General features: G+C 41.2%; 21 protein-coding genes and 1 pseudogene. 16 read left to right on the top strand and 6 right to left on the bottom strand.

Features of this window, described 5'->3' with window-relative positions; all coding sequences use genetic code 11:
- Nucleotides 1–55: 55 nt before the first annotated feature.
- The 6 genes from AACU33_RS10110 (at nt 56) to AACU33_RS10085 (ending at nt 6078) form a co-directional block, all read left to right on the top strand.
- A complete protein-coding gene (locus AACU33_RS10110; RefSeq protein ID WP_096588382.1) occupies nt 56–406 on the top strand; it encodes a carbon dioxide-concentrating mechanism protein CcmK in 351 nt (116 codons plus the stop codon).
- A 1013-nt stretch (nt 407–1419) separates the two neighbouring features.
- Nucleotides 1420–2610 (top strand): HetZ-related protein 2, encoded by a 1191-nt coding sequence (locus AACU33_RS10105; RefSeq protein WP_096595209.1) that lies wholly within the window; start codon nt 1420–1422, stop codon nt 2608–2610.
- Between the two features lie 272 nt (nt 2611–2882).
- Nucleotides 2883–4157: a GspE/PulE/PilB domain-containing protein gene (locus AACU33_RS10100; RefSeq protein ID WP_096588381.1), complete on the top strand. Its 1275-nt coding sequence runs from the start codon at nt 2883–2885 to the stop codon at nt 4155–4157.
- A gap of 199 nt (nt 4158–4356) precedes the next feature.
- Nucleotides 4357–5040, top strand: coding sequence for a Crp/Fnr family transcriptional regulator (locus AACU33_RS10095; RefSeq protein ID WP_096588380.1), 684 nt, complete (start codon nt 4357–4359; stop codon nt 5038–5040).
- Between the two features lie 168 nt (nt 5041–5208).
- Nucleotides 5209–5448 (top strand): hypothetical protein, encoded by a 240-nt coding sequence (locus AACU33_RS10090; protein WP_339375895.1) that lies wholly within the window; start codon nt 5209–5211, stop codon nt 5446–5448.
- Between the two features lie 117 nt (nt 5449–5565).
- Complete coding sequence (locus AACU33_RS10085; RefSeq protein ID WP_096588379.1) at nt 5566–6078, top strand: outer membrane beta-barrel protein; 513 nt, start codon at nt 5566–5568, stop codon at nt 6076–6078.
- 122 nt (nt 6079–6200) lie between these two features.
- Here AACU33_RS10085 and AACU33_RS10080 read toward each other — a convergent pair whose 3' ends face one another.
- Nucleotides 6201–7226 carry a tetratricopeptide repeat protein gene (locus AACU33_RS10080; RefSeq protein ID WP_096588378.1) on the bottom strand — a complete coding sequence of 342 codons (1026 nt, stop codon included), beginning with the start codon at nt 7224–7226 and terminating at the stop codon, nt 6201–6203.
- A gap of 783 nt (nt 7227–8009) precedes the next feature.
- Between AACU33_RS10080 and AACU33_RS10075 the strand changes: the two genes are divergently transcribed.
- The 7 genes and pseudogenes from AACU33_RS10075 (at nt 8010) to AACU33_RS10045 (ending at nt 16989) form a co-directional block, all read left to right on the top strand.
- The gene (locus AACU33_RS10075) at nt 8010–8867 is read left to right on the top strand and encodes an SDR family oxidoreductase (RefSeq protein ID WP_096588376.1); all 858 of its coding nucleotides are present in this window, start codon (nt 8010–8012) and stop codon (nt 8865–8867) included.
- A 203-nt stretch (nt 8868–9070) separates the two neighbouring features.
- Nucleotides 9071–9443: pseudogene (locus AACU33_RS10070) on the top strand (IS4 family transposase); the annotation flags it as partial.
- Nucleotides 9444–9779: 336 nt separating this feature from the next.
- Complete coding sequence (locus AACU33_RS10065; RefSeq protein WP_096588375.1) at nt 9780–11078, top strand: acetyl ornithine aminotransferase family protein; 1299 nt, start codon at nt 9780–9782, stop codon at nt 11076–11078.
- Between the two features lie 427 nt (nt 11079–11505).
- Nucleotides 11506–12417 carry a DUF1338 domain-containing protein gene (locus AACU33_RS10060; RefSeq protein ID WP_096588373.1) on the top strand — a complete coding sequence of 304 codons (912 nt, stop codon included), beginning with the start codon at nt 11506–11508 and terminating at the stop codon, nt 12415–12417.
- Nucleotides 12418–12839: 422 nt separating this feature from the next.
- Nucleotides 12840–14570 (top strand): diflavin flavoprotein, encoded by a 1731-nt coding sequence (locus AACU33_RS10055; protein ID WP_096588372.1) that lies wholly within the window; start codon nt 12840–12842, stop codon nt 14568–14570.
- Nucleotides 14571–14666: 96 nt separating this feature from the next.
- The gene (locus AACU33_RS10050) at nt 14667–15182 is read left to right on the top strand and encodes a phosphate-starvation-inducible PsiE family protein (protein ID WP_096588371.1); all 516 of its coding nucleotides are present in this window, start codon (nt 14667–14669) and stop codon (nt 15180–15182) included.
- A gap of 70 nt (nt 15183–15252) precedes the next feature.
- Nucleotides 15253–16989, top strand: a complete 1737-nt coding sequence (locus AACU33_RS10045; protein ID WP_096588370.1) for a diflavin flavoprotein — start codon at nt 15253–15255, stop codon at nt 16987–16989.
- A 357-nt stretch (nt 16990–17346) separates the two neighbouring features.
- Here AACU33_RS10045 and AACU33_RS10040 read toward each other — a convergent pair whose 3' ends face one another.
- Together AACU33_RS10040 and AACU33_RS10035 are read right to left on the bottom strand one after the other, a co-directional pair.
- Nucleotides 17347–18027, bottom strand: coding sequence for a PAS domain-containing protein (locus AACU33_RS10040; protein WP_096588369.1), 681 nt, complete (start codon nt 18025–18027; stop codon nt 17347–17349).
- Nucleotides 18008–18457, bottom strand: a complete 450-nt coding sequence (locus AACU33_RS10035) for a hypothetical protein (RefSeq protein WP_096588368.1) — start codon at nt 18455–18457, stop codon at nt 18008–18010. The genes AACU33_RS10040 and AACU33_RS10035 overlap by 20 nt, the downstream gene beginning before the upstream one ends.
- Nucleotides 18458–18906: 449 nt before the next feature.
- Here AACU33_RS10035 and AACU33_RS10030 point away from each other — a divergent pair, with 449 nt between their 5' ends.
- The 3 genes from AACU33_RS10030 (at nt 18907) to AACU33_RS10020 (ending at nt 21448) form a co-directional block, all read left to right on the top strand.
- Complete coding sequence (locus tag AACU33_RS10030) at nt 18907–19218, top strand: hypothetical protein (protein ID WP_096588367.1); 312 nt, start codon at nt 18907–18909, stop codon at nt 19216–19218.
- 98 nt (nt 19219–19316) lie between these two features.
- Nucleotides 19317–19883 carry a GAF domain-containing protein gene (locus AACU33_RS10025; protein WP_096588366.1) on the top strand — a complete coding sequence of 189 codons (567 nt, stop codon included), beginning with the start codon at nt 19317–19319 and terminating at the stop codon, nt 19881–19883.
- Nucleotides 19884–20074: 191 nt separating this feature from the next.
- Nucleotides 20075–21448, top strand: a complete 1374-nt coding sequence (locus tag AACU33_RS10020; protein ID WP_096588365.1) for a GH1 family beta-glucosidase — start codon at nt 20075–20077, stop codon at nt 21446–21448.
- A 102-nt stretch (nt 21449–21550) separates the two neighbouring features.
- Here AACU33_RS10020 and msrA read toward each other — a convergent pair whose 3' ends face one another.
- The 3 genes from msrA to AACU33_RS10005 all read right to left on the bottom strand — a co-directional run bounded on the left by msrA (nt 21551) and on the right by AACU33_RS10005 (nt 25807).
- Nucleotides 21551–22219, bottom strand: a complete 669-nt coding sequence (gene msrA, locus AACU33_RS10015; protein ID WP_096588364.1) for a peptide-methionine (S)-S-oxide reductase MsrA — start codon at nt 22217–22219, stop codon at nt 21551–21553.
- A gap of 86 nt (nt 22220–22305) precedes the next feature.
- Entirely contained in the window at nt 22306–23925 is a 1620-nt protein-coding gene (locus AACU33_RS10010; RefSeq protein WP_096588363.1) for an ArnT family glycosyltransferase, read from the bottom strand.
- A 589-nt stretch (nt 23926–24514) separates the two neighbouring features.
- Complete coding sequence (locus AACU33_RS10005) at nt 24515–25807, bottom strand: recombinase family protein (RefSeq protein ID WP_096588362.1); 1293 nt, start codon at nt 25805–25807, stop codon at nt 24515–24517.
- Between the last annotated feature and the right edge of the window lie 21 nt (nt 25808–25828).

The raw sequence follows: 25828 nt of genomic DNA, 5'->3' as shown, positions 1-25828 counted from the left end.
CTTCGTACAATTAACTTGTAGCGCCACCTCAGTTTATTCATACAGGAGATTTCTAATGTCATTACAGGCAGTTGGATCGCTAGAGACTAAGGGTTTTCCTGCTGTGTTAGCAGCAGCAGATGCAATGGTAAAAGCAGGTCGAGTTACCCTAGTTGGTTATATTCGGGTGGGTAGCGCTCGTTTTACAGTCAATATTCGTGGTGATGTTTCTGAAGTCAAGACCGCTATGGCGGCTGGTGTGGAAGCTGCGGAAAATGTTCATGGTGGTACTCTGGAATCTTGGGTCATTATCCCCAGACCTCATGAAAACGTTGAAGCGGTTCTGCCAATTGGTTACACTGAAGCAGTTCAACAGTATAGAGAATCTGTAGAAAACCCAATTATCAGATCGTCGAATGGACGTTAGATTTTAGGTTAATTGGATATTTGATAAACAGTCCAAAGTCTTAAACCCACACTAGAAATCAATCATTTATTTGTGCGCCTTGGCAATGAATTATTGGCAAGACGCAATTGCATGTCTACGCTTTTGATTTCAAGATACGGGATGATTAATTACCTCGTAGTCAACTTTTAAGTGTCTACAAAAAGCAAATAAATATAGACTTATGAGATGTTTTTAGGCTTGATTCACGAGTAATTATCTCACATTTAACACGTTTAGTGGTAAACCCAGGTAAATTTGGCAATTACTTAACAAGCGCTTTAAGCAGATGAGGAAAGTCTAGAGGATTTTTCGCAGTTCCTCATGTCTTAGCTAAGAAACAAAATGTAATATTTATCAAGCATTGAAATGGGAAGCCGTAGAACCTAGAGAAAAACTCCACCCAGCAAGGATAAAGTTTATCGTCGGCTTTCCATCAAATCTCCATTTATGTAAACAATTGAAAACTTAGATCAACATATTACCCTGATGGGTACTATGAAATTTTCAGCCGACTTTTCAGAATAAGGTCGTATGTCTTGTCTCGAATGTAAACAATTTTGCAAAAATGTTGAGGGTGGTTAAAAAAATGTTGAGATGCTCGCCAAATAAATTCTAGAGGAGTGAAACTTATATGAATCAAACTACGTCTGGATTGAGGTGAATTATATTTACTCTTTTTGGGCAAATGCAAAATGCCTGCTTTCCTAAACCCCTATACAGTATGAGTGTATTCTAATTTACTTAAACTGGTCAGGCTGCTTTTCTGAGTTGTGAATGCATAAGTTTACAAAAATTTAAAATATGCAAAATTGAGAAAAATGCCTTAGCGAAAGGGGTTTCCAGTACTTGCAGATTAAAAGTTCAGACTAGCAAGGGATAATTTCTGCATAAGTTTAGGCATTTCAGACGTAATAAAAGTGGAATCACTCAAAAGTCTTCATCAAGAAGATAATTTAGGGGCAGCTGCCAGTTAATAAGTTTAAATGCGACAAATGGGGGTTGTGATGCAAACTTTAAAACAGGGTTTCGAGGAGCGCAATCTCGCTATGGTAACGGAAGCAGAAAAACTGGCGCAATATTGGCGAAAACGTCTAGTGGCGGAGTGTCCAGAACAAAGCGCCGCAGCTAAAGAAAGTATTATTCTTTGGTTGTTAGGACGTGACTTCCAACGGTTTGATTTGCTCAACCCCAAGGAACTGGAGATTGCCAAGCAAGCGATGGAATATCGTTACCGGATTTTACTGCAACGTTACTTGGGCATAGCACGAGAACGTGCTTATCGCAACCTAATAACTCGGCTAGCCAGCTTGATGACATTGCGGAATAAAATTCAGACTTGGGTTTCTCTGAGCCGCGATCGCCAACGCAGTGTCATGGATGTATTACAAGAAATCATCCAAGAATTACTGCAAAGCGATAACTACATTCAAGACCAAATGGCGTGTATCGCTGAAATTACCACCGATCGGCGGTTACGAGATACTCTACTGTTTGCCAGCATCGAAGAATACTGCTTGCGTCCGGTACGCAATCAGCCCTTGTTGGTTTACCGCTTTGTCAACTATCTGCGGCGGACTCAACGCGGTGGCTTAACTCAAGTCCCCAGCAGCGACTTGATTAGGCTAGTTTCCGAAGAAATTCTCACGGATGATAGCGACAATAGAGTTAACTTGGTTGATAGCCAGGCGATCGCAGAATATCAAGAAGCACAGGAACTAGAAGAGCAACAAGTATTGCGCCAAGCTGTACAAAAAGAATTTGAAGAATATTTACAAGAAAACCTCGGTACAGAAGCCGTAGAGTGGCTGCGACTATATCTGCAAGGTAAGTCCCAAGATGAAATCGCCAAAAGATTGAAGAAGCAGATTAAGGAAGTGTATCGTCTGCGGGAAAAAATTAGCTATCACGCTGTACGTGTTTTTGCGCTCAAAGGTAAGCCAGAATTGGTGGAAAACTGGCTAGCAATTTCTTTGCAAGAACACAACCTAGGGCTAACACAAAACCAATGGCAGCAACTCTACGAACAAGTGACTCAATTAGGACGGCAGGTTTTGGATTTGCGCAAAGCTGGCAACTCCATTGAAGCCACAGCGAAAGAATTAAAACTCAAAACCCATCAGGTTTTGGGTGAATGGACAAAAGTCTATCTTGTAGCTCAAAGTTTGAGAACTCAGGAGCAATAAAATTCGACTGTGACTATAGTAGATTTACTGATGTACTCAGAGCAGCCTCAAATTAGGGGTCAGTTTTTTCAGGTATGGAACAGAAATGTTCAAAATTTGATGTTATAGATTTTGGATTGGGGAGAAATCCCAAATCCACAATCCTGGATTTTCCTTCTAAATCTTGGTATATAATTAAACATCTCACAATATAAGAATGTATCTTTATTTACTACCCACTAGTTGAGAAGCACAATAGAATTAGAAGTAAATAAAGCAAATATTATAAGCGTATGTTATCTTCCGAGGGCAAAATTACTGATAACGAAGAAACTGAGCTACCAGTGTCAAATGAAACTCCGCTGGCAGGAGAGCCAGAACCCAATACTCCCAAGGAATCACTTAGCGATCGCGAGCAAATATTTTCGTTAATTGATACTATCTTGCCTTTAGAGGCTTGCCTTTACCACCAAATTTTGCCCTTGAAGTTAAAAGGCAATCAGCTTGTATTAGGTATGGTTAATCCACAAGACAGCGAGGCATTAGATTATGTTACTCGTATTTTGTCTTATATTAATTACAAGATGGTGAGTGAGCCAATTACAGGCAATGTTCACCAACATACCCTCTCAGCCTACCTCAACCACAAAAGCACTTACTCTTCAGAGAAAAAACAAACACATCGCGCAAAAGTAGGTAGTAACTCAAAAAACACGTCAGTTCCGGCGAGCGATCGCCAAAGTTCCTCTGACAATAACTACTCTAATTTAGATCGGCAAGCTTCAGTGAGTGACGAGCAACAAGAAGTTTTGCCAGCGTCCGATTCACAAGCAGATTTATCTCCCATCCTCAATTCAAATAGCGTTTCTAGAACTACCACAGCTACCTCTGTTGACAAGAGTGAAGAGGAACGGACGACTGAGGTACTACTTTCAAGTAGTTTAACTGTTTTGCCAGTGGAAATTCCAGAGACATTAAGCTCGATTGAAGTTTTAGCAACGCTACCATCAAAGAAATTACTAAAAGAGTTATTAGGTAGAGTTTTGGTTGGGGGAATTGGTCGCTTGTATTTGGAAAGACAGCATGACCAAGGCAGAATACTCTGGAGTGATAATGGAGTCTTGCAGTCAGCGATCGAAAATTTACCGCTTGCGGTTTTCCAAGACGTAATCAATGAATTCAAGCAATTTACTGGTCTACCTATCGCCACATTTACTGAACCCAAGCAGGTAGAGAAGGAATGGTTATATCAAAATAACAGTTTGTTGTTACGCTTACGAGTTATGCCTGGGATTTATGGTGAAGAAGCAACACTACAAGTATTACGAGGAGCAGCATTAAAGTTTTATCAACAGCAACAGTTGCATCGGTTAAGCCACGATACTTTAGTTATCACCCAACAACTCAGCCTCAAGTTGCACGAACTAGAACAACGGCTGCTGCTCAATCCGAATTTGCAATCTGAACAATTAAATGCTGTCCTTTCCCTAGGTCAACTAGTGGAAAACTTAGACAAACAGCTCAATGTCTTGAGTAGGGATAGCCAGCTAACAAAAAACATTAAATAACTTATCTGTCAGTAAAACCGCTGATTGCGATCTCAGACATAATTGTTATGTTGTACTAGAATATCAGACCTAAAAAGCTGAAAATTCTTAATTAATTTGTAACTATTTTACTACCGTATTCAGCCAATGATTGCGGTTATAAAACATATAATAGCTGACCTAATTTTCTCCTCCTAAATCAATTTTTTGCAGATATTTCATGCAGACTGAGGTTTTTAGTGAACTTTTCCCCCTACTCAGTACAGCCAATCCCCAAACTTTAGAGTGGCTGCTGAATGTTGCAATTGACCACGAGTACCCTGCTGAACGAGCTGTTTTGATGGAAGATGCTTGGGGTAATGCAGTTTATTTTGTAGTTTCTGGTTGGGTCAAAGTCCGACGCACATCCGGCGATAATTTTGTGGCTCTAGCAATTTTAGGCCGAGGCGATTTTTTTGGAGAAATGGCTGTTTTAGATGAATCGCCACGCTCAACAGATGTGATTGCGCTTTCACCTGTAAAATTACTGAGTGTTTCTAGAGAGCGTTTTATTCAAATTTTATTTAAAGACCCGCATTTACATCACCGAATGCTACAGCTGATGGTGCGCCGATTGCGACAAATCAACCTGCGCTTGCAAATGCGTTCTTCACCACCAGCAGTCAAACTAGCTCAGACTCTAGTTAGTTTAGGTGAAAGTTACGGTCAAAAATCAGAGAGGGGAAGAGAAATTTTTAATATTCCTTTCAAAGATTTGGCAGAAGTCACAGAAATCAGTGTTGAAGAAACTAGCAAAATCATGGAAAAGTTGCATGAAAAAGGCTGGATTGAAATTGACACTACAAATAATATTATCGACCTGGTTAATTTTAAACAGTTGATGAATTTAGCTAACAAAGTCTAATATCAATTCAAAATAAAAACGCTGATAAAATCAGGATTTATGATTTTTTAAATCTCGCTAATTTTTACAGAATTGGTCTCATATCTTTAGAAGAAGGCGACAGATATGTCGAGAATTTCTATCATGTCCGCCAAGTTGCTTATGATATGTCATTGCGAGCGTAACAGAGTGGAGCGTAGCCGCGTTAGCGACGAAGGAGCGTCAGCGGCTTCTCGAAGAGTAGCAATCACAAGGACTCTGCGATTGCTTCACTTCGTTTGCAATAACAAGTCTTTAACCGGACATGATATTATTTATAGCAAATATATTGATATTAATATCAGGAGCGATCGCTACCATATCGCATTAAATTATAGTAGCGATCGCTTCATAGCATCAGCAATTTTTAGAGATGTGTTCACCCAATAGAATGAATGACAATTCAACCATGTGGATGACCTCAATGTAGGAGGGTGAAATCTTTTAAAAAGATGATTCTAGTACTAGAGAAGATCGATCGCACTGAATTCTAGTACTGATAAAATTATGAAACTTAGAGCTTTGGCTGCTTCTGCACTTGCTGTTTCTTCTATTGTCCTCTCCGCTGGAATTGCTGCTGCTCAACCAGCAGGTACTGACAGCAATTATATAGGTGTTGGTATTGCTGCGGGTGCAACCAGTGGCGGACAAGGAAATGATGATGCTCAATTTGGTGGTAATGTCCAAGCACGGGTGGCTATGCCGAAAACACCTGTTTCACTTCGGGGTTCGGTTCTGTTTGGTGGTGACGCCACTGCAATTATGCCCATAGTGACTTATGATGCGCCCATTGCCAAAAATACTAACGTCTACTTCGGTGGCGGTTACTCATTTGTCACCGATGAAGGTAAGAACACACCATTAGGTAATCAAAATTCGCCTGTAGTTACTTTAGGTGCGGAATCACAGGTAGCGAACAACGTGATGGTCTATGGCGATGCTAAATGGGGTATTGACGCCTACAAAAATAGTGATGCGGATGCTGTTAGTTTCCAAACTGGAGTAGGTTATCGCTTCTAATTAGCGCATATCTCTTACCAAGAGATTTCTAGTCACTGCTACATAGATAAAAAAGTCCCCAAGGTTGCTACTGCACTCTTAGGGACTTTTGATTTTAATGCGATTTACACGGCCTGCTACTATCACGACAATGCATCAATGAATTGTTGTACCTTTTGCACAAGTGGTTGATATTCGATTTCTGCGGCTAATTCTTGAGCGTTGCGGTAGCATGATAGCGCCAATTTTTTGCGTCTTCTGGTGGCGTACAAGCTACCCATATTTAATAAAGTTGAGCTTTCTCCCAAGCGATCGCCCAATTCTTGATAAATTGCCACAGCTTGCTTGTATAATTTCAACGCTTGCCAGTGATTTGCCAAGTTATTGTAAGTAAAACCAAGGTTGTTTAAAGTAGTTGCTTCGCCAGCGCGATCCTTGAGCGCCCGACGTGTTAACAGCACTTGGTAGTAGATTAATAGAGCTTGTTTTGGTTGTCCTAAATCGCTGTAGACAGAAGCAATATTATTTAAGGTAGTTGCTTCACCAACTAAACTTTTAACAGCTCGTTGAATTGGTAATGCTGCTTGAAAATATTCTAGAGCTTGCTCGTATTGTCCCAAAGCGCTGTAGGCAAAGCCAATGCCATTGAATGTAGTTGCTTCACCAGAAAAATCTCCTAGCAATCGGCGCATTGTCAAAATCTGGTTTTGCAGCAACAGCGCTCGTTTTGGTTCTCCCAATCTGGTGTATATCAGAGCCACATCATTGAGAGTGGAAATTTCGCCTTGCGCATCTTCTAATTTGCGGAAAATTTGCAGCGCTTTGTCAAAAGACTCTAAGGCTTGGGCAAACTTGCCTATACGGCTGTAGGTAGAACCGATATTGCTCAGTGCTGTTGCTTCAGCTCGCGGATTACCAAATTCTTGCGCAACCGCCAGCGCTTGGTGGAAACACTCTAATGCTCTTTGTGGTTGCGAGCAACCGAGGTGAGCTAAACCAATGTCGTTCAAAGCATGACCTTCTCTGGCTCTGTCTGGGATGATGCGAGCTAGCATTAAAATTTCGGTTGCTAGCGCCAGGTATTCTTGAAATCTCCCTTGTTTGTAGTAGCCTGTTGCCTCATCACGACGTTGTTCCCACTCGGTGACTGGATTTAAAGGTTGCGACATCTGACCTCGGTTGCACTAAAGATAAGTAGGCAGGTTTTTTGGGCGGCTACACCCAAGAAGTAACCCTCCTCAGGTTATATTTCCCAAAATTAGTTAACCATTATTCTCTATCTTTAGATATAAGACGTAAATAGAGTGGTTGTAGTATAATTACATACTTAAAATTTATTTTTCCAAAAATTGCGATTTGAAAACCTAATAAACATTGCTGAGGTGGCGATGCATATGCAACTCAGGTTATGCAAAGAATTATTACAAGCAAAGTCATCTGCAAGTATTAAGGTATAAGACTTTTACCGTAGAGTTCGCTTTTAGTTCACCATCGCCAAAACTGATTGAGAATTTGATTTTGTGAATCCTATCAAAATATGGTCTCTGTTGTATAGCTTGGGGAAACAGAGAAAATAGCCCATACAGAGTAGCGAATTTAACTAAAAAATCAAATTTTGTGTTTGAAAAAGCGATCGCTTTTTTATTTATTTCAATAGAAAATAATAGGAGAAGATGGTGAAAACGCTTTGCTGGCATAGATTTGCAGTCATACAGACTGCGGCAGCAAAAATATAAAAATTAGTAGCCTTGCTAACAACTATCAGCGCGGAAAAATCTACCTACTATACACATACTCTCCTACCAATGAGAGAGAAAGTAATTAATCGTGTTTTCTAAAGTGAACTCAAAGAGCTTGAGAGGATGTTAGGAAAGTTATTGAGATGTTTCCAGCATCCTCTTAGTTGCGATTGCATCGCAGCAAATTGGAAGTTCATAGCAGGAAACAAACTTATGACTCAAGCACAAGAATTACAACCGCCGCAACAGCAAAATCCCCCTGGAAGTGAAGCTCAAATGACGCCAAAACCCCGATCTGATGATTCCAAATATCGGGGAAGTGGCAAATTACAAGGCAAAGTAGCGCTAATTACTGGTGGAGATAGCGGTATTGGTAAAGCAGTTGCCATTTTCTATGCCAAAGAAGGGGCAGATGTGGCAATTGTCTATAAAAATGAGCAAGAAGATGCCAAGGAAACAAAACGCTTGGTAGAGGCTGAAGGTAGGCGCTGTCTGACAATTAAGGGAGATATTGGCGACGAGCAAGTATGTCAGCAAGCTGTACAACAGGTTGTGAATGAATTGGGACATCTAGATATTCTGGTGAATAACGCCGCCGAACAGCATCCACAAGAAAGTATTGAAAATATTACGGCTGAACAATTAGAGCGTACTTTCCGCACCAATATCTTTAGCATGTTCTTTCTCACCAAAGCAGCAGTACCGCACCTGAAAGAAGGTAGCGCTATCATCAACACTACATCTGTAACTGCTTACAAAGGCAATCCGCAACTGCTGGATTACTCATCAACAAAAGGAGCGATCGTAGCTTTTACTCGTTCTCTATCCCAATCATTGGTAGAGAAAGGGATTCGTGTTAATGGTGTAGCTCCCGGCCCCATCTGGACACCACTAATTCCTTCTACCTTCCCTGAGGATAAAGTGAAAAGCTTTGGTGCTCAAGTACCAATGCAGCGGCCTGGACAACCAGAAGAAGTTGCACCTAGCTATGTATTTTTAGCATCTGATGATTCTTCCTATATGTCAGGGCAAATTCTGCATCCGAATGGCGGCGAAGTTGTGAATGCGTAGTAGGGGTACACAGTAATTGAATTAGGGTGTCTGGCCCTAATTCAATTAATATTTGTCACACATAAATTATTCATAAGGGCACGGTGGTGCCTATTGGTGTCAACTTAAGCTTGAAGAAACCATAAGATGTATCACTCAGAACATCTTGATTGATGTTCTGAGTGATACATGATGAGTAAAAAACCTCCAGTGCGAAACGGTAGCAAAAGCATGTACCTTCCCCGCCGATAGAGGAAATCGACAAGCAATTATATTCATTGCTCTCACCAGGCAGCTTCAAGCCACTCAAGTTGTGTGAGGGCAAAGACAAGAAAAAATTGCGCGAAGTGGATACTAACATTGCCTGTAATGATGGCAGTAGTATTAAGTTTGGTATATCGGCATATAGCCGGATTAAAGGAAGTGCAACGGGTACTCAACGAGGAAGGATGATTGTGGGTAGGCCGAATTGAAGTGAGTGCTCAAGCAATATCAAAAAGACTCAGAACACTACCAATAGAATTGTTGACGCTGATTGTTGAGCCAGTGATTGAGAGAATTCAACAGCGAGACAACACCAAGGCGATAGAGCCAAATTGACTCGATGTGAATCAAAGATTTATGAGACTGAGTAAAGATTGGAAGACACCGTGAAGTTATTGTTATGCTAAATTTAGCGGACATGGTATAAGATTGTCCGACACAGGGAGATAGGAAAGATTTTTTGGTTAATCTTTTGCTTTCGCCCCGTCTATATATAATGCGTTGACCGCAAACTTTAACTTAGTAGAATTTCGCTGACTAGCCGACCTTTGGGCTACTGCTTTACTGTATGCAGGCTGAGTATAAATCTTTTACAAAGAGAAACAAATGCTACTGCAATAGTTGAAAGCTGGGCTTTTAATCAAACATTATCTTAAAAAAATCTAAAATATGTTAAGTATTTCTGTCAATCTGGGTTTACCACAGGTGCCCAGTGTAGTAACTTCTTTACCTGGATCTCGCGCTCAAGCAATTATAGAACGCGATCGCGCTGTAACTTCTCCTTCTTACACTAGAGATTATCCCTTGGTGGTAGCTAGGGGTGAAGGCTGTATGGTAGAAGACGTTGACGGCAATGTTTTCTTAGATATGACAGCAGGTATTGCTGTAACGAATACCGGACACGCCCATCCAGAAGTTGTGGCCGCAATTCAAGCCCAGTCAGCACAGTTGCTACATATGTCGGGGACTGATTTTTATTACGAACCGATGGTAGAACTGGCAGAAAAATTAGCAGTTCGCGCTCCTTTTCCTGAAGGTGCTAGGGTATTTTTCACCAACTCTGGAGCAGAATCTAACGAAGGAGCAATTAAACTTGCCCGATATTACACCAAGCGATCGCAAATCGTCGCTTTTTTGGGCGCATTCCACGGACGCACTTATGGGGCTATGTCTTTGACTGGTTCCAAAGTAGTGCAGCGAGCTAATTTTGGGCCTTTCGTACCAGGGGTGACACATATTCCCTACGGCACTCACGCTAGCTTGGATTATTTAGAAAAACAGCTATTCTTGACGACATTACCACCAGAAGAAGTAGCAGCAATTGTAGTTGAACCAATTCAAGGCGAAGGCGGGTATATAGTTCCAGAAGAAGGCTTTTTACAACGGATTCGGGATATATGCGATCGCTATGGCATCTTAATGGTAGTGGATGAAGTGCAGTCTGGGATGGGGCGTACTGGTCGCCTATTTGCGATCGAGCATTGGGGCGTCATGCCGGATATTATCACCACAGCTAAAGGTATCGCCAGTGGTTTACCTTTGGGTGCGATTCTTTCCCGACCTGAGTTAATGACATGGTCTCCTGGCGCTCATGCCACCACATTTGGTGGAAATCCAGTAGCTTGCGTTGCTGGTATTGCCACACTGCGACTGTTGGAAAGCGGTTTGATGACCAACGCTACCCAAATGGGAGAGTTATTACAAGCTGGTTTAACCCAACTGCACCAAAGATTTCCCCAACTCTCGGCACCGCGAGGTAAAGGATTAATGGTAGCGGTGGATTTATTAGATGAAGAAGGTAATCTCGATCGTCAAATGCGCGATCGCATAATTCAAGAAGCCTTCTTGCGGGGTTTGTTATTGCTTGGTTGTGGTAAAGCCGCCATTCGTTTCTGTCCACCTTTAATTATCGATAGCGACCAAATTCAAATTGCCTTAGATATTCTCGCGGATATTTTAGGTAGTTAGGGCATAGGGCATGGAGGGAATGAGGAAAGGGAGATAAGGGGGAACTGATGATTCCTTTTGAGGCTTTTAGCTCCATTAACGCACCTTTGAACTCCGTTAATGAAGCTTTTAGCTCCATTAATGAGGCTTTTAGCTCCGTTAATGAAGCTTTTAGCTCCATTAATGAGGCTTTTAGCTCCGTTAATGAGGCTTTTAGCTCCGTTAATGAGGCTTTTTACTCCGTTAACGAGGCTTTTAGCTCCGTTAACGAGGCTTTTTACTCCGTTAACGAGGCTTTTTACTCCGTTAACGAGGCTTTTTACTCCGTTAACGAGGCTTTTTACTCCGTTAATGAGGCTTTTAGCTCCGTTAATGAGGTTTTTTACTCCGTCAACCAGCCTTTGAGCCTAAAACTTCGAGCTTGACCAATGACTAATGACAACTAATTATGAAACCCGAAATTGCTGTTCATCTTTTTTCATTACTATGGCAAGAATATAGTGCCAGAGTAAATTATGCCCGTACCTACCAGCAAATGATTACTGATGCTGGTGGGACTGTTGCCAACGATCACATTGCTTTGCGGTCTTTGCGTCTATCACTGGATACCCCAAAAGGCGAGATTAATTTAGGAATTAACTATCTAGAACAACTAGCTACAGCTTTGGGTTACGTCGCAGCTGGGGAATATGTTTTTCCTGAAACTCATTTATACGCGCGTCATTACAGTCACCCCCAGCAAGTAGAATTCGACTTGCCTAAGCTATTTATTAGCGAGTTAATTGTCGATGAATTACCTAGCAGAATTGCCGAACTCATCTATCAAACAGTATCTTCACTTCAGTACGATTCTGTAACTGATTCCCTGACAGAAGATGAGAATGTAGAAAGCATCGCCCGTAAACTCAAGAAAATCTTTACCCGTCCTTGGCTACCTCCGCAACGTTCTGTAGTGGAAGAAGTTAATCGCGTGACTCAGTATGGTGCTTGGGTATTGCTGCATGGTTATGCTGTGAACCACTTCACAGGCTACATCAACCGCCAGAACACCAGCGAATACCCAGATATTGATAGCACAGTCAGCGGTTTAGTTAAGCTGGGTGTACCGATGAAAGCCGAGATAGAAGGTGATATTGCTTGCGGTTTGCGTCAAACTGCAACTCAAGCAGTCACAGAAATGGTAACAGTATTAGACGATCGCACTAATGCAGAAATTCAAATTCCCTGGACTTACGCCTATTATGAAATTGCCCAACGCTATCCTGTAGAAACAGAATCGGGAAAACATCTACTGTTTGATGCGTTCTTAGGTAAGAATGCCCAGCAATTATTTGAAATGACACGCATTGGTAGTAAGTAATCATATTTGATTTGCAAACATTGAGAGGCTCAGATCCCCAAATTGAAGAAATCGGGGATCTTTTTGTTCTTAAGTCCTCATCAAAAAATATTTTTATTCTGTCTATAAATATATTCAATGGTTAACCTGTGACAATGCTGTGCGCGCAGACCTAATATTTTGGCAGGATTTTCACTATTGTTAGCTATTCCATATTCTCTGCCTTCAAGTCTGCGCGAATTTACTTGAATTCTCTAGGATTTTTTATTATATGAAAATTCAATGGTAAGCCTTGATATTTTTCAATGGTCGGTTGCACTAACAAAATAATAAAACTTTCTGATAACTAGCTTTAGAAATTAGCATTTTACTAATTAGCTACTTTAAGACAATTATAAGAATAAGAACATTAACTATAGAAAATTTATTTTTGGTAAAAACACATGGCATTACTCACAGAATCTACTCAAGTTCTTAGAACACCGGGACGTTTGACGGTTGAAACTGCGGAAATTGCTGCCGAAACTACTGCTATTCGTTGTCTTGATTGGGACAGAGAACGGTTTGATATCGAATTTGGATTACGGAATGGTACTACCTATAATTCTTTCTTAATCCAAGGTGAAAAAATTGCATTAGTTGATACTTCTCACCGCAAATTTGAGAATTTATATCTGGAAATTCTGTCAGGATTAATTGACCCAAGCAAAATAGATTACTTGATTATTAGCCACACAGAACCAGATCATAGCGGCTTAGTTAAAGACATTTTGGAATTAGCTCCTGATATTACCGTAGTGGGTGCTAAGGTAGCTATTCAATTTCTCGAAAATATGGTTCACCAACCATTTAAATCAATACAGGTGAAAAGTGGACAGCGTTTAGCATTAGGAAATGGGCATGAATTAGAGTTTATCTCTGCACCTAACTTACATTGGCCGGACACAATTTTGACCTATGACCACAAAACTGGCATTCTCTATACCTGTGATGTATTTGGAATGCACTATTGCGATGACCACACCTATGATGAGAATTTCAATGTCATAGAAGAAGATTTTAAATATTACTATGACTGTCTCATGGGGCCAAATGCACGTTCTGTTTTAGCAGCGTTAAAGCGAATTGAAAATTTAGAAATAGGTACAGTTGCTACAGGACACGGGCCTTTACTGCAACACTATATTTCTGAATGGTTGGGAAGGTATAAAAATTGGAGTTTAGAACAAGCAAAAGCAGAGACATTAGTCGCAATGTTCTATGCTGAAGATTACGGTTTTAGCGAACATTTAGTAAGAACAATCGCACATGGCTGTACAAAAACAGGTGTAGCCGTAGAATTAGTAGATATTAATAGTAGTGAACCGCAAGAAATTCGGGAATTAGTAGGACAAGCTGCTGGCTTAGTTATTGCTATGCCTCCTCAATCTTCTGCGATCGCTCAAGCTGCTGTTAGCATAATTTTAGCGGCTGCTCATCAGAAGCAAAGCATTGGTTTATTAGAGTCAGGTGGTGGAGAAGATGAACCTGTTTATCCCTTACGCAACAAGTTTCAAGAATTAGGATTAATAGAAGCTTTTTCACCAATTTTAGTTAAAGAAGCTCCCACACTATTGCTAGAACAACTGTGTGAAGAAGCAGGAACCGATTTAGGGCAATGGTTAACCCGCGATCGCACGATTAAACAAATCAAATCCATCAATACAAATTTAGAGAAAGCTTTAGGCAGAATTAGCAACGGGCTGTATATTATCACTACCAAAAAAGGTGAAGTTCAAAGTGCAATGTTGGCTTCTTGGGTGACACAAGCGAGCCTGAATCCTTTAGGAGTAGCCATTGCTGTATCGAAAGACCGCGCCATAGAATCCTTAATGCACGTAGGCGATCGCTTTGTTTTGAATGTTTTAGAAGAAGGCAATTATCAAGGATTAATGAAACATTTCCTTAAGCGCTTTGCTCCTGGTGCAGATCGCTTTGCTGGCGTGAAGACTTATCCTGCAATTAATGGATCTCCCATCTTAGCTGAAGCTTTAGCTTATGTGGAATGTGAAATTACTAGCCGCATGGATTGTGGAGATCATTGGATTATTTATAGCACCGTGCAAACAGGAAGAGTTGCCAAGGTAAATGCATTAACTGCTGTCCATCACCGCAAAATTGGCAATCATTATTAAACGTGATTAATCATTGGTCATTTGTTATTTGTCAGGTGGGCATTGCCCACCCTACTACTGCTTATTACCACTTCAAAAATCAATTGAGAGTGCTCTATGTATCAGCCTGCTGAAAATAACCCAGTCTCCATGTTTCAAATCAATCGAGGACGCATTGTGCGCAGCTTGGAACTTATCCAAGACATGATTGTAATTTCTTTATGTATCGGGTTATTTAGTTTCATGGTGATTCAAGTGAGAGATATGTTTTTCTCCTTGCTTCCTCCTCTAGATTTCCATGTTGTAACTGCCGATATTCTGTTTTTACTCATCTTAGTTGAGTTATTCCGACTCTTAATTATTTATCTCCAAGAACAACGAATTTCGATTGGAGTAGCTGTTGAAGTTTCTATTGTTTCCGCCTTGCGAGAAGTCATTGTTAAAGGCGTATTAGAAATCACTTCGAGTCAAGTTTTAGCCACTTGTGCATTCTTATTAGTTCTAGGAATCCTACTTTTCTTGAGAGTTTGGCTACCTCCTACCTTTGAAGGTATCGATCCGGAACAAGAAGTATCTAGACGTTATAAACGTCTCCATCTCGAAGAATTAGCGAAAAACAACGGAGGACGTTAGGAGAAAGACGCAGGGACACGAAGAAATAACAAATGACCAATTCCCAATGACAAATGACAAGGAGGATACTATGTCTACTGCTACTTTAATGCCCAATCGCCATAGAGATGTTCAGGTTGCGGAAATTGGTGTAAATACTTTGATATTGCGATCGCGTACTTGGGAACGTCTAAAATTTGAGGTTGAGTATTCCCGTCAACGAGGAACTACGGCAAACTCTTATTTAATCCAAGCTGATAAAAAGGTTTTAATTGACCCTCCAGGGGAATCTTTTACCGGAATTTTTCTAGAACAATTAGCACAGCATCTAGATTTAACTACCATAGATTACATTGTGCTTGGTCATGTCAACCCCAATCGTAGAGCTACTTTAAAGGAGTTGCTTTCTTTAGCCCCCCAAGTTACTTTAATCTGCTCTCGCCCAGCTGCTAATGCTTTAAAAGCTGCTTTTCCAGAATGGGAATCGCGGATTCAAGCTGTGCGATCGCAAGATACTCTAGATTTAGGACAGGGACATCACCTGTCATTTATCAGCGTTCCTACTCCCCGTTGGGCTGATGGGCTTTGTACCTACGATTCTGCCACCAAAATTCTCTACACCGATAAGTTTTTTGGCGCTCATATTTGTGAAGATGGTTTATTTGATGAAGACTGGAAAGCTTTAGATCCAGAACGTCGATACTATTTTGATTGTCTCCATGCTCCCCAAGCCAAACAAGTCGAAGTTGCTTTAGATAAAATCACGGTTTTGGGTGCAAAATGTTACGCCCCAGCCCACGGCCCGGTTGTGCGTTACAGCCTGAGCCGTTTTACTTACGATTACCGCCAATGGTGTCAAGGTCAAAAGTCTCAGGAGTTCAGTGTAGCTTTAATCTATGCTTCTGCTTATGGCAATACAGCAATTCTTGCAAATGCGATCGCTCAAGGTTTAATTGAAAATGGCATTAATGTCGAATCAATTAACTGCGAACTAGCAGATGCGGCGGAGATTACCCGCGTTGTCGAAGCTTGCGATGGATTTATTATCGGCTCGCCCACTTTAGGAGGACACGCACCAACCCAAATTCAAACGGCTTTAGGAATAGTCCTCTCAACTGCGGCGAAAACTAAGTTAGCTGGGGTATTTGGTTCTTACGGTTGGAGTGGAGAGGCTATTGATTTACTCGAAAGCAAGCTCAAAGATGCTAATTATCGTTTAGGATTTGAGACAATTCGGGTACGCTTCAGCCCTACTTCTTACGTTTTACAGCAGTGCCAAGATGCAGGTGCTTCCTTTGCCCAAAACTTGAAGAAAACGAAAAAACTGCGTACTCCCCGTCAAGTAGTCACAGAAGCGCAAGTAGACCGTACAGAACAAGCAGTAGGTAGAATTATAGGTTCTTTATGCGTCGTCACCACACGCGATCGCGACACCCACAAAGGTATATTAACTTCTTGGGTATCGCAGGCAACTTTTAACCCACCTGGGATTATGATTGCGATCGCTCAAGAACAAAATGCCGATTTAATGCGTCATCCCGGTGACAAATTTGTGTTGAACATTCTCAAAGAAGGTAGAAATGTCCGACGCTATTTTTCTCGTCACAGCACTTTAGGCGAAAATCCCTTTGCTAATCTTCCTACCCAAACTGCTGATAATGGATGTCTGGTTTTAACTGAAGCTTTAGCTTATTTAGAATGCACGGTACAAAATCAACTCGATTGTGGTGACAGATACTTGATTTATGCCGTAATAGATCGGGGAGAAGTATTAGAAAATGATGGCGTCACTGCCATTGAGCATCGAAAATCGGGCAGTCATTATTAAATTGGGCATGGGGGAATGGGCATTGGGCATTGAAACAATTTTGGATTTCAGTCTAAAATCCAAAATCTAAAATTTCTTGTCCTCCTTCCACATCTCCCTTCCCTTTCTCTTCTCTAGCCTCTAGCCGAACCTACCTAATATTTCCAAAATTAAATAAGAATCTAATATCAACAACTGAGTTAGGAAAATATTAATTTATTTGAGTTTTAATCCATTTTTTGGATTTCGTATCCAATATTCAAAATATAAAATAGCCTCATGCTCTAAATGCGGGATAGACTGCACCTGAATGGATTGAAGCACCTGATAACTCTTAGTCTATTTCGTGAAGGAGCTAAATTTTTTATTTAGTAGTTCCTACGCTGGTTCAAATACTCCTGGGGGAATCGGCACGAGTTGAGGAGTTGATAAGCAGATTCCCTGTCTGTACCAAATGCCTTCCACCTCAAAAGCCTCGAATTGAGTAGTGAGAACTGCCCAAGCTTGCTCATTTAGTCCAGCGGAGTAAGTCCAGGTAAATCGTCTGTCATTGTGCAATCTTTGTTCCAATTCAGCTAAATCCTCAGGTAGCCAAAACTGGGTCATAATTCTTTCGGTCGCAATTTCTGGTGGTGTCTGTAACATCTCAGCCATTGGCTGATTCACAATAATTTGTTGGCGAGTATCTTGTCTGACAATACTTACGGGGCGTTCATTTTCGGCAGCCGCAACCATACGGTACAACAACTGTGATGGGATATGTAACTGGCTGCAAAACACTGCACCTTGATATTGCAAAATGCGTTCGGCTGTTTCCTCAGGTGTTGGTGGTTTTTTGCTTGCCATCCACCCAAAAAATTCTATTGGTTGCTTGCAGCCTTTCCAACGAATCCGCACCTTGCCATTCATTTTATACGCAGTTTCACTGAGGGCATCTCCATAGCTTTGAGCTATGTACGTAGCATCACGCTTTGTTGGAGCAAATATTGAAACGCCCTCATATGATATTTTGTAGTTCCACCCCGGTAAGTTGAGGATTCTAAGAATACTCACACTCATCTTCTTTGACACCTCCAGAATCTCTATATACTTTTACACCCTTAGTCTCTTGATACACGGACAATTTGAAAGTTTCTTGCCAGATTTTTTTTCTTTCCTCCTCTGGGATGGCTAAAGCCGATGTAATGATGGCAAAGTCTCCTGGTGTGGGTAAAACTTCGCCTTTTGCCAGTGCTTGCAGGTTTTTAACGCCACAGCGTTTTAATTTTGCCATGTTAGCTTGCACTAAATCAGCAATTGTTTTTGGGGCTTGAGCTTTCTTGGAAATAGCACCTGCTTTTTTGGCTACCCACTCTTGAGTCATCTCTTCTATAGCATCGCTTTGAGAAATGCCTAAGCGGGCACAGATGCTTTTAAACTCTAGGGCTAAATCTAGTGGAATATAGCCGCTAATCTGCTTGTAATCATCAGAACGCCTTCTGTCAGTCATAAGTCCAAATTTTGAATATTATGCTTGTCTCTATTTTCTCTCATGAAATCAGAAATGCAAGACATTTGTTTATGTCATGTTTAAATGACAGCTTGACAAAAAAAAATGACAAGCCTAGTATGAGTGAGAGAGCAGTAAGCGTCTGAAGACTAAGAACGGTAGACCACCTAGAAGCTAGCTGCTTTTTAACGTAGCTAGCTTCTCGTCTTTATTTAGGAATCCGATGGTTTTTGCGCCCCTGTATTAAGTATATATGCTTGTACTTATTCTGCAACCTTTGCTCTTTGATTTGCATATTCTAATTTCAAGTTGTATTCTGCCCCGTTAGTAGAACTAAAGTTAACCGTACAAAGAATTTCGCTCCAGTAACAAAGTTAAGTCTGTTTTTTCGGTTCAGACCGCAGTACATCGCTGTAATGCCCGATCTAGGTATCGACTCAACAATAACTATGACTCAATTAACTTTTGACCAATTCCTGCACCCTTTATCAGAGTTTCCCAACATTGTTCATTTGGAAGATAATGATGAGCCGATGTTAGATATGTACACGATGGCAGGAGTGCTACTGTTTTCGGCTTGTGCAAATAACAATTTGAGTGCTAGAGAAAACATCCTCGAAACTTTAGCGACACAAGAGGGATTGGATGCGCATCTTTTATTTGAGCGTTGTCAGAGAGGCGACAAGGCAGCAATTTTACAAACGATTAGCTTGATAGTCTCTGGCTTAGAAAGTAGCCTGGAAACAGTGGAAGTATTTTAGTAAGGACAACTTGGCTGAGTTGGTTATCTGTATCGGTAGGATGATGTTTTCGATTGCAGAGCCTTGAGAAAATATCAAGGATAATTACCTAGCTTTTGATGACCAGCCAAATTCTGCCAGAAACCGTACAAAATATTCTCGACAGATACAGCGATCCGGATGCTGTTTTTAGGGCAATCCTGCCGATAATTGGAGAGGTATTGCAATGCGATCGCTGTTTCCTCTATCTTAGAAATCCCCAAACTAAGTGGGCGAAAGTTGCCTATTGCTGGCGACGAAATCAAGAAATACCAGATATTACAGACTCAGACTGGAGATTAGATCCAGAATCTTTACCCGAAGAAGACCCCTTATTTGCCGCTGCACTCCGGAATGACCCTTCTGTATATGTCGAAGATATAGAAACCGCTAGCCCAGAAGTTGTGAATAAAGAATTTGAGCGTAAACACTTTGGACATAGGGCATTAATTCACGCTCACTTGTGCCAAGATCGTAAACTGTGGGGAATTTTACAACCTGCCGTTTTTGGTAAAACGCGAGTTTGGTCAGAATGCGATCGCGCTTTTGTCACTCAACTAGAAAGTAAACTCACACCTTTAGCAGTTGCATATATTAATGCTGCAACTGATTACCCAAGCCGAGAAAGTGAGGGCTGTGAGAGTTAAAATGCGATCGCTGTTAATTCAATCATGCAGATCTTAGCCAAAAGCACGTCTGCAATGACTGTAAATATTTTTATCCAGTTACCTAAATAACATTTGAGTGCCATCTAACTTGGAGAAAGGGAACGTCTAATATTCAATGTGTTCCTCAATACTAGAATTTCTGTATTTTCTCCAAGAGTTAAATATTAAAAATGACTATCTATCAATTTCCTGAAGATTTCTATTGGGGTGTTGCTACGGCTTCCTTTCAAATAGAAGGAGCAGTTAATGAGGGAGGGCGTAAACCTAGTGTTTGGGATACCTTTAGCAATACACCTGGAAAGATTTTAAATAATGATACTGCGACTGTGACTTGCGATCACTATCATCTATACGAACAAGATGTGCAGCTGATGGCAGAATTGGGGATTAAGCACTATCGCTTTAGTATTGCCTGGCCGCGAATTATTCCCGATGGTCGCGGACAAGTCAATGAAGAGGGTGTTGATTTTTACAAGCGCCTGTTAGATTGTCTGCAAAAGCATAATATTACTCCTCACGCTACCTTATATCACTGGGATAGTCCGCAGGCTTTAGAAGATTTATATGGCACTTGGCAAAATCGCCAGATGGCTGTTGATTATGCTGATTATGTTACGGCAGTTGTGAGCCGTTTGGGCGATCGCATTACCCACTGGATGACACTCAATGAAATTTACTACTTTACTCATGCAGGTTATGGTGTGGAACTAGAACCCGTACACGCACCTGGAAAACTTCTCCGCAGTCAAAAAGAAGTTTGGCAGACTTCTCATCACGCCTTATTGGCGCACGGATTAGGATGTCAAGCTATCCGCGCTGCTTCACCTGTTCCATGCAAAGTTGCTTTAGTAGATAGCATTGGTGTCACAGTTCCGATTAACGAGTCTCCTAAACATATAGTGGCTGCAAAAAAAGCCTTCCACACTTTTAGATGCAATGGCGGTATTCTCATCCCCGCCCTAACTGGTGCTTACAGTCCAGCGCTGCTGGCAGAATTAGGAGAAAATGCTCCGGAAATCAAGCCTGGCGATTTAGAAATAATTCATCAGCCTTTAGATTCTATTGGTCTGAATATTTACAGCGGTACTTATGTGCGTGCTGTTGATAACGAAAAAGGGTATGAATTGCTCAATCTTCCTAAAGGCTACCCAAGAATGCATATGCCTTGGTTACAAATTGTACCAGAGAGTATTTATTGGGGAATTCGTCATGTCAGCGAGACATTGGGGCGTGATGATTTAGCAGTAACGATTACTGAAAATGGTTGTGCAGCCGAAGATGAATTAGATGCTAATGGTGAAATGATTGATACTGACCGGATTATGTACCTGCGGCAGTATTTAAAATCAGCTTATCGAGCTGTTAGTGAAGGCTATCCTTTAAAAGGATATTTTCAGTGGACTTTTATTGATAACTTCGAGTGGGCTTGGGGATATTCCCGTCCTTTTGGAATTGTTTATGTAAATTACAACACACAACAACGCATTCCCAAAGCCAGTTTTGAATGGTATGCAGAGTGTATACGCCAAAATCGGGTTGTTTAGCCAATCAACTTTGGATTTTGGATAGGGAAATTCTCTACAACCATTCAAGTGGTAGGGGCACGGCACAATAAGATTATTGTTGCCGTGCCCCTACAATCTTTCTTAACCACTCACTTGTGATTCAACTATTCCCACCGGACAAGAAACATTTGTTCCGCCTAAGCCGCAATAACCACTGGGGTTTTTGGCAAGGTACTGTTGATGATAATCTTCAGCGTAGTAAAACTCAGGTGCATCCAAGATTTCTGTGGTGATTTTTCCGTAGCCTGCATCTGTTAGGGCTTGCTGATAGGCTTCTAGCGATGCTTCTGCTAGCTGGCGTTGATTTTCAGAATACACGTAAATTCCTGAACGGTATTGAGTACCAACATCATTACCTTGGCGCATACCTTGTGTGGGGTTATGGCTTTCCCAAAAAACTTTCAGCAGTTGGGAATAACTAATAACTTTGGGATCGAATACCACCAATACCACCTCGTTATGGCCTGTTAAGCCAGTACATACCTCTTGGTATGTGGGGTTGGGCGTGAATCCGGCAGCGTAGCCTACTGCGGTAGTGTAAACTCCATTAAGTTGCCAGAATTTGCGTTCTGCACCCCAAAAACAGCCTAAACCAAATATAGCTTTTTCTAATCCTTCAGGAAAAGGAGGTTTTAGCGAATGACCGTTAACATAGTGTTTAGCAGGAACTCGCATTGGTTCTGCTCTTCCTGGTAAGGCTTGCTCAGGGGTGGGTATTACTGTTTTTTTGCCAAATCCAAATAATGCCATTGATTTTGATGCTGATTTCTCATAAATTTCTTTACCTTACTTAATATTTTAACTACTTTGGTTAGCGATCGCTTGATGTGCCAAATTCACAAACGATTGATATCCTTGGTAATGAGTTTCCAACCTCCAGCTTGGCCAATGAGCTTAATCGAATCTAGGTGAAGACTTTGATAAGCTGACGCATTCACGAGAAAATAGGGTTGTCCGTTGTAGTGCCAATAGTATTGCAGTTCCCCAAAAGAAGCTGGAATAATCGTGCGATCGCTATAAAAATCTAAAGAAGGACGACTGTAGGGAAAAGAGGTGTAAATCTTTTTGACTGCTGGATTTGCCTGCACTATCATACTGGCAACTGGTTTAACTGGATAAGCATCCCCTAATTCCCAAACCCAGTAGTTAGATTTCATCAACAGCAGCAGCGAAATATAAATTCCCCAAAACAGAATCTTCAGGAATTGCCCATCGCCTCGCTCGGCGTAGATTGCTGCTAAAGTCATAGTTAAAGCAACCGCCACAAAAATTACCTGTAAGTCTGTTTTAGGCGTTGCGCCGGAACTAAAAAAAATGCTTGCAGCCGAAGCCGCTAAAGCCAGTACTGCCAAACCAGCTACCCAAGATTTGGGATAGGCTGTGAGTAAAGGTAAATTTTCGGTCTCGGTAATTTGCGCACCTAAAGCTAAAGCCAAGCTTGGGTAAATGGGGAATAAATACCAGAGAAGTTTGCTACCTATGCAAGAAACTATCAGCAGATATACAGCACCCCAAACCAATACCAGTCTTGCCCAGCTAAGATTGCGATTTTCCCAGGTTAAGCGTAAGCTATGGGGTAAAAATAAGAGCCAAGGCCATGCATACATCAAAATTTCTTTGATATAGTACCAGGATAATTGGAAATTATCCTTTGTCGCTATCCCAGTGCGGTTGATGGATGGATTGATAAAAGCCATTTGCAGGAAAGTATGGCCATAGTGCAATAGCTGGGCACCATACCAACAAAGCACTGGTAAAATGCCAAGAAAGATTGCTATCCACAGATAGTAACAAGTAAGCAGTCGGGGTGTATCCCAATAAAGAAATACAATTGCGATCGCACCTAGCAAGATGCCAAATATTCCTTGAGTTAGGCAAATTAAGCCCAAACCGATGCCAATGCCCAAACAGTAACGCAAATCTCGGCGCGATCGCAAGACACACAACATCATCACCATCAGAAAACTGACTGTTGCGCCATCCAGCATTGCCAATCGCCCGTGACGTACCACTGGTAGCATTGTCAGGTAAATCAGCGCGCTATAAATAGCTACCCAACGTTGGCGAAATATTTCTCTCCCCAAGCAATACAGTAAAGGTACGGAACAAGCTGTTAAAATTGCTCCTGGTATGCGGGTTGTCCATTCATTAACACCTCCCAGGTGGTAAGCCCAAGCAATTAGCAAATGCATTAAAGGCGGCTTATGAGGATAAGGTTCGCCGCCTAAAGTAGGGTACAGCCAACCCAAAGAACCTGCTGGCGATCGCCAAATTTCACGGGCGACTTGTGCCACAGTACCTTCATCCCAATCGCGCAGTGGTACTCCTCCCAGATTGATGCTAAACAGTAACACTGCTGCCACGAGCAAGACAATTAGCCATATCCCATCAATCAATTTATCAACTGTGCGATGTTTTGTTCCTAGATGACCCCAAATAAAGCTTCTTTCTTGCATATTCTATGATAATCATTTTGTTTGCTGGTTTGATTACATAGAGATTAGAGCGAATCTCTAATGTTGCCACCCAGTAATAAGCTGTGTGTTTAGCAATTGCTAGATTCCAAATTAACTCATTTTTCCAAAATAGTAATTATTTTCTTGAGAAAATTGCCTAGGTTTTTTCGCTTACTCTTATCAAGATTTTTTTCTCAATAAAAGATATAAATAATACAGATATAAAAGGGTTTGCTGCCTTTATTATTATTCCCCTAATGGCAGAGATTTTAGCTAAAAACTCTTATGTAGTTTGAGATTTAATTGCTATTGTTTTCTGCGGTAAATTTTCAGGAACTGATAGCTACAGTGTTTCAAAGGTTAACTGTAAAGGTACGCTAGTCAATTAAATTCCGATGACTTGTAATTTGAAAAACTTATAATTAGCTAATTTAATTACAAAGTGGATATTCAATTCATGATAAATCGTTATAAAACTCTTGCGATAGTGAATCTAGACTGGATAATGCCTATCTGCCGACTTTGTGCCTTAGCGATACAATCTTGAACCACAGAGACACTAATAGGATAAATTAATTACTGGTTATTACTAAAAGATGAAAATTATTTGCAAGTTCCAGTCTGGATTTTGACGAACAATCTCAATTTGACGAATAAATTCTCGAAAATAAAATCGTCGCTCTGATTCTGACAAATCTAACCAAAATTGAGGAATTGAAACAGCTTGAGCAACAGAACGCAAATTTACTGGTGGAAGAGTTGCCAACTTTGCTTGCAGTGCAGAAATTTCTGTGCGGAGTTTGTATGCTCTTAACTTTGCTGTTTCCGTATCTAATACACCAGTTTCTATTAAAGCAGGTAACTGAGTCAGTATTTCTTGCTGACGAGCGATCGCTTCTCCTAAACTATTCTTAATTGCATCTAATTGCGGAAAATTCATCCCTGCTACAGCTAGGGGTAAGTCCTGACAAACTTTTGTAATTGTCTTATCCAAAACTTGCTGATAAGCAATGGCGCGACATTTTGGACTTTGCGGACAGCTAATCGGACGTAAATAAAGATACTCTTTATCTTGACGATGCTGGGTGACACGAGTCACAGTCATATGAGATTGACATTCTGCACAAACAACCAACCCCGCTAAAGAACGCGGTGCGCTAGCAGTTCGAGATGGTAAACGACTGTTACGGCGTAATAATCGGTCAACTTGGGCGGCTTCTTCTGGGGAAATGATGGGAATGTGGGTATTAGCAAGAATTTCGCCATCTTGGTAAGCGGTATTTCCTCGATACACGGGATTAGTTAGCCAACGTCTCCCGGTAGTAACGGAGATTTTTTTACCGTATTTTTTAGCTAAGTAACGAACTGCTCCCCGCAAGGAACCATAAAGTAAAAATTGTTCAAAAAAATCTTTGACTACTGGAGAAGTACTGCGGTCAACAATGTATTTATCCTTACTTCTGCGATAGCCATAGGGCGGCTTACCAGGTGGCGGCGCAGCTGACAAACGAGTGCGGGCGTGTCCTTGACGGATACGGCGGCTACGTTGCTGGCGTTGAATTTCCTGTAACAATTTCAGCAATTCAGCCCGGAGATTGCCTTTTTCTGAAGTGTAGGGCTGTTGGGTAGCAATTACTACTATACCCATTGCTTCAAGTTCGTTGAGGCGATCGCTCACTTCTTTGACAGTATCACCCAACTCTTCCAAGCGCCGGATTAACAGATAATTTACAGCTTCGGTTTTGCAGTCAGTGAATAATTGTTGTAATTGCGATCGCTGTCCCAAATCATGATAAACGCGATCGACATCCCATCCCCAATCCCCAGGCTCAACAGATGAGTCTATTAAGGGGTCAGTGTAACTGTAGGCAATGATTTTCATTGGTTAAGGGTCAATAGTCAA

Origin of the sequence: Calothrix sp. NIES-2098 (genome assembly GCF_963875125.1) — a bacterium.
GTDB lineage: Bacteria > Cyanobacteriota > Cyanobacteriia > Cyanobacteriales > Nostocaceae > Aulosira.
The sequence above is the reverse complement of the archived record's forward strand: the minus strand, read 5'-3'. Positions and strand labels throughout refer to the sequence as shown.

Excerpts from the sequence above, each read along its gene's own strand:
- AACU33_RS10110 (WP_096588382.1), top strand. The coding sequence starts at position 56 with ATGTCATTACAGGCAGTTGGATCGCTAGAGACTAAGGGTTTTCCTGCT.
- AACU33_RS10105 (WP_096595209.1), top strand. The coding sequence starts at position 1,420 with ATGGGGGTTGTGATGCAAACTTTAAAACAGGGTTTCGAGGAGCGCAAT.
- AACU33_RS10100 (WP_096588381.1), top strand. The coding sequence starts at position 2,883 with ATGTTATCTTCCGAGGGCAAAATTACTGATAACGAAGAAACTGAGCTA.
- AACU33_RS10095 (WP_096588380.1), top strand. The coding sequence starts at position 4,357 with ATGCAGACTGAGGTTTTTAGTGAACTTTTCCCCCTACTCAGTACAGCC.
- AACU33_RS10085 (WP_096588379.1), top strand. The coding sequence starts at position 5,566 with ATGAAACTTAGAGCTTTGGCTGCTTCTGCACTTGCTGTTTCTTCTATT.
- AACU33_RS10080 (WP_096588378.1), bottom strand. The coding sequence starts at position 7,226 with ATGTCGCAACCTTTAAATCCAGTCACCGAGTGGGAACAACGTCGTGAT.
- AACU33_RS10075 (WP_096588376.1), top strand. The coding sequence starts at position 8,010 with ATGACTCAAGCACAAGAATTACAACCGCCGCAACAGCAAAATCCCCCT.
- AACU33_RS10065 (WP_096588375.1), top strand. The coding sequence starts at position 9,780 with ATGTTAAGTATTTCTGTCAATCTGGGTTTACCACAGGTGCCCAGTGTA.
- AACU33_RS10060 (WP_096588373.1), top strand. The coding sequence starts at position 11,506 with ATGAAACCCGAAATTGCTGTTCATCTTTTTTCATTACTATGGCAAGAA.
- AACU33_RS10055 (WP_096588372.1), top strand. The coding sequence starts at position 12,840 with ATGGCATTACTCACAGAATCTACTCAAGTTCTTAGAACACCGGGACGT.
- AACU33_RS10050 (WP_096588371.1), top strand. The coding sequence starts at position 14,667 with ATGTATCAGCCTGCTGAAAATAACCCAGTCTCCATGTTTCAAATCAAT.
- AACU33_RS10045 (WP_096588370.1), top strand. The coding sequence starts at position 15,253 with ATGTCTACTGCTACTTTAATGCCCAATCGCCATAGAGATGTTCAGGTT.
- AACU33_RS10040 (WP_096588369.1), bottom strand. The coding sequence starts at position 18,027 with ATGAGTGTGAGTATTCTTAGAATCCTCAACTTACCGGGGTGGAACTAC.
- AACU33_RS10035 (WP_096588368.1), bottom strand. The coding sequence starts at position 18,457 with ATGACTGACAGAAGGCGTTCTGATGATTACAAGCAGATTAGCGGCTAT.
- AACU33_RS10030 (WP_096588367.1), top strand. The coding sequence starts at position 18,907 with ATGACTCAATTAACTTTTGACCAATTCCTGCACCCTTTATCAGAGTTT.
- AACU33_RS10025 (WP_096588366.1), top strand. The coding sequence starts at position 19,317 with ATGACCAGCCAAATTCTGCCAGAAACCGTACAAAATATTCTCGACAGA.
- AACU33_RS10020 (WP_096588365.1), top strand. The coding sequence starts at position 20,075 with ATGACTATCTATCAATTTCCTGAAGATTTCTATTGGGGTGTTGCTACG.
- msrA (WP_096588364.1), bottom strand. The coding sequence starts at position 22,219 with ATGGCATTATTTGGATTTGGCAAAAAAACAGTAATACCCACCCCTGAG.
- AACU33_RS10010 (WP_096588363.1), bottom strand. The coding sequence starts at position 23,925 with ATGCAAGAAAGAAGCTTTATTTGGGGTCATCTAGGAACAAAACATCGC.
- AACU33_RS10005 (WP_096588362.1), bottom strand. The coding sequence starts at position 25,807 with ATGAAAATCATTGCCTACAGTTACACTGACCCCTTAATAGACTCATCT.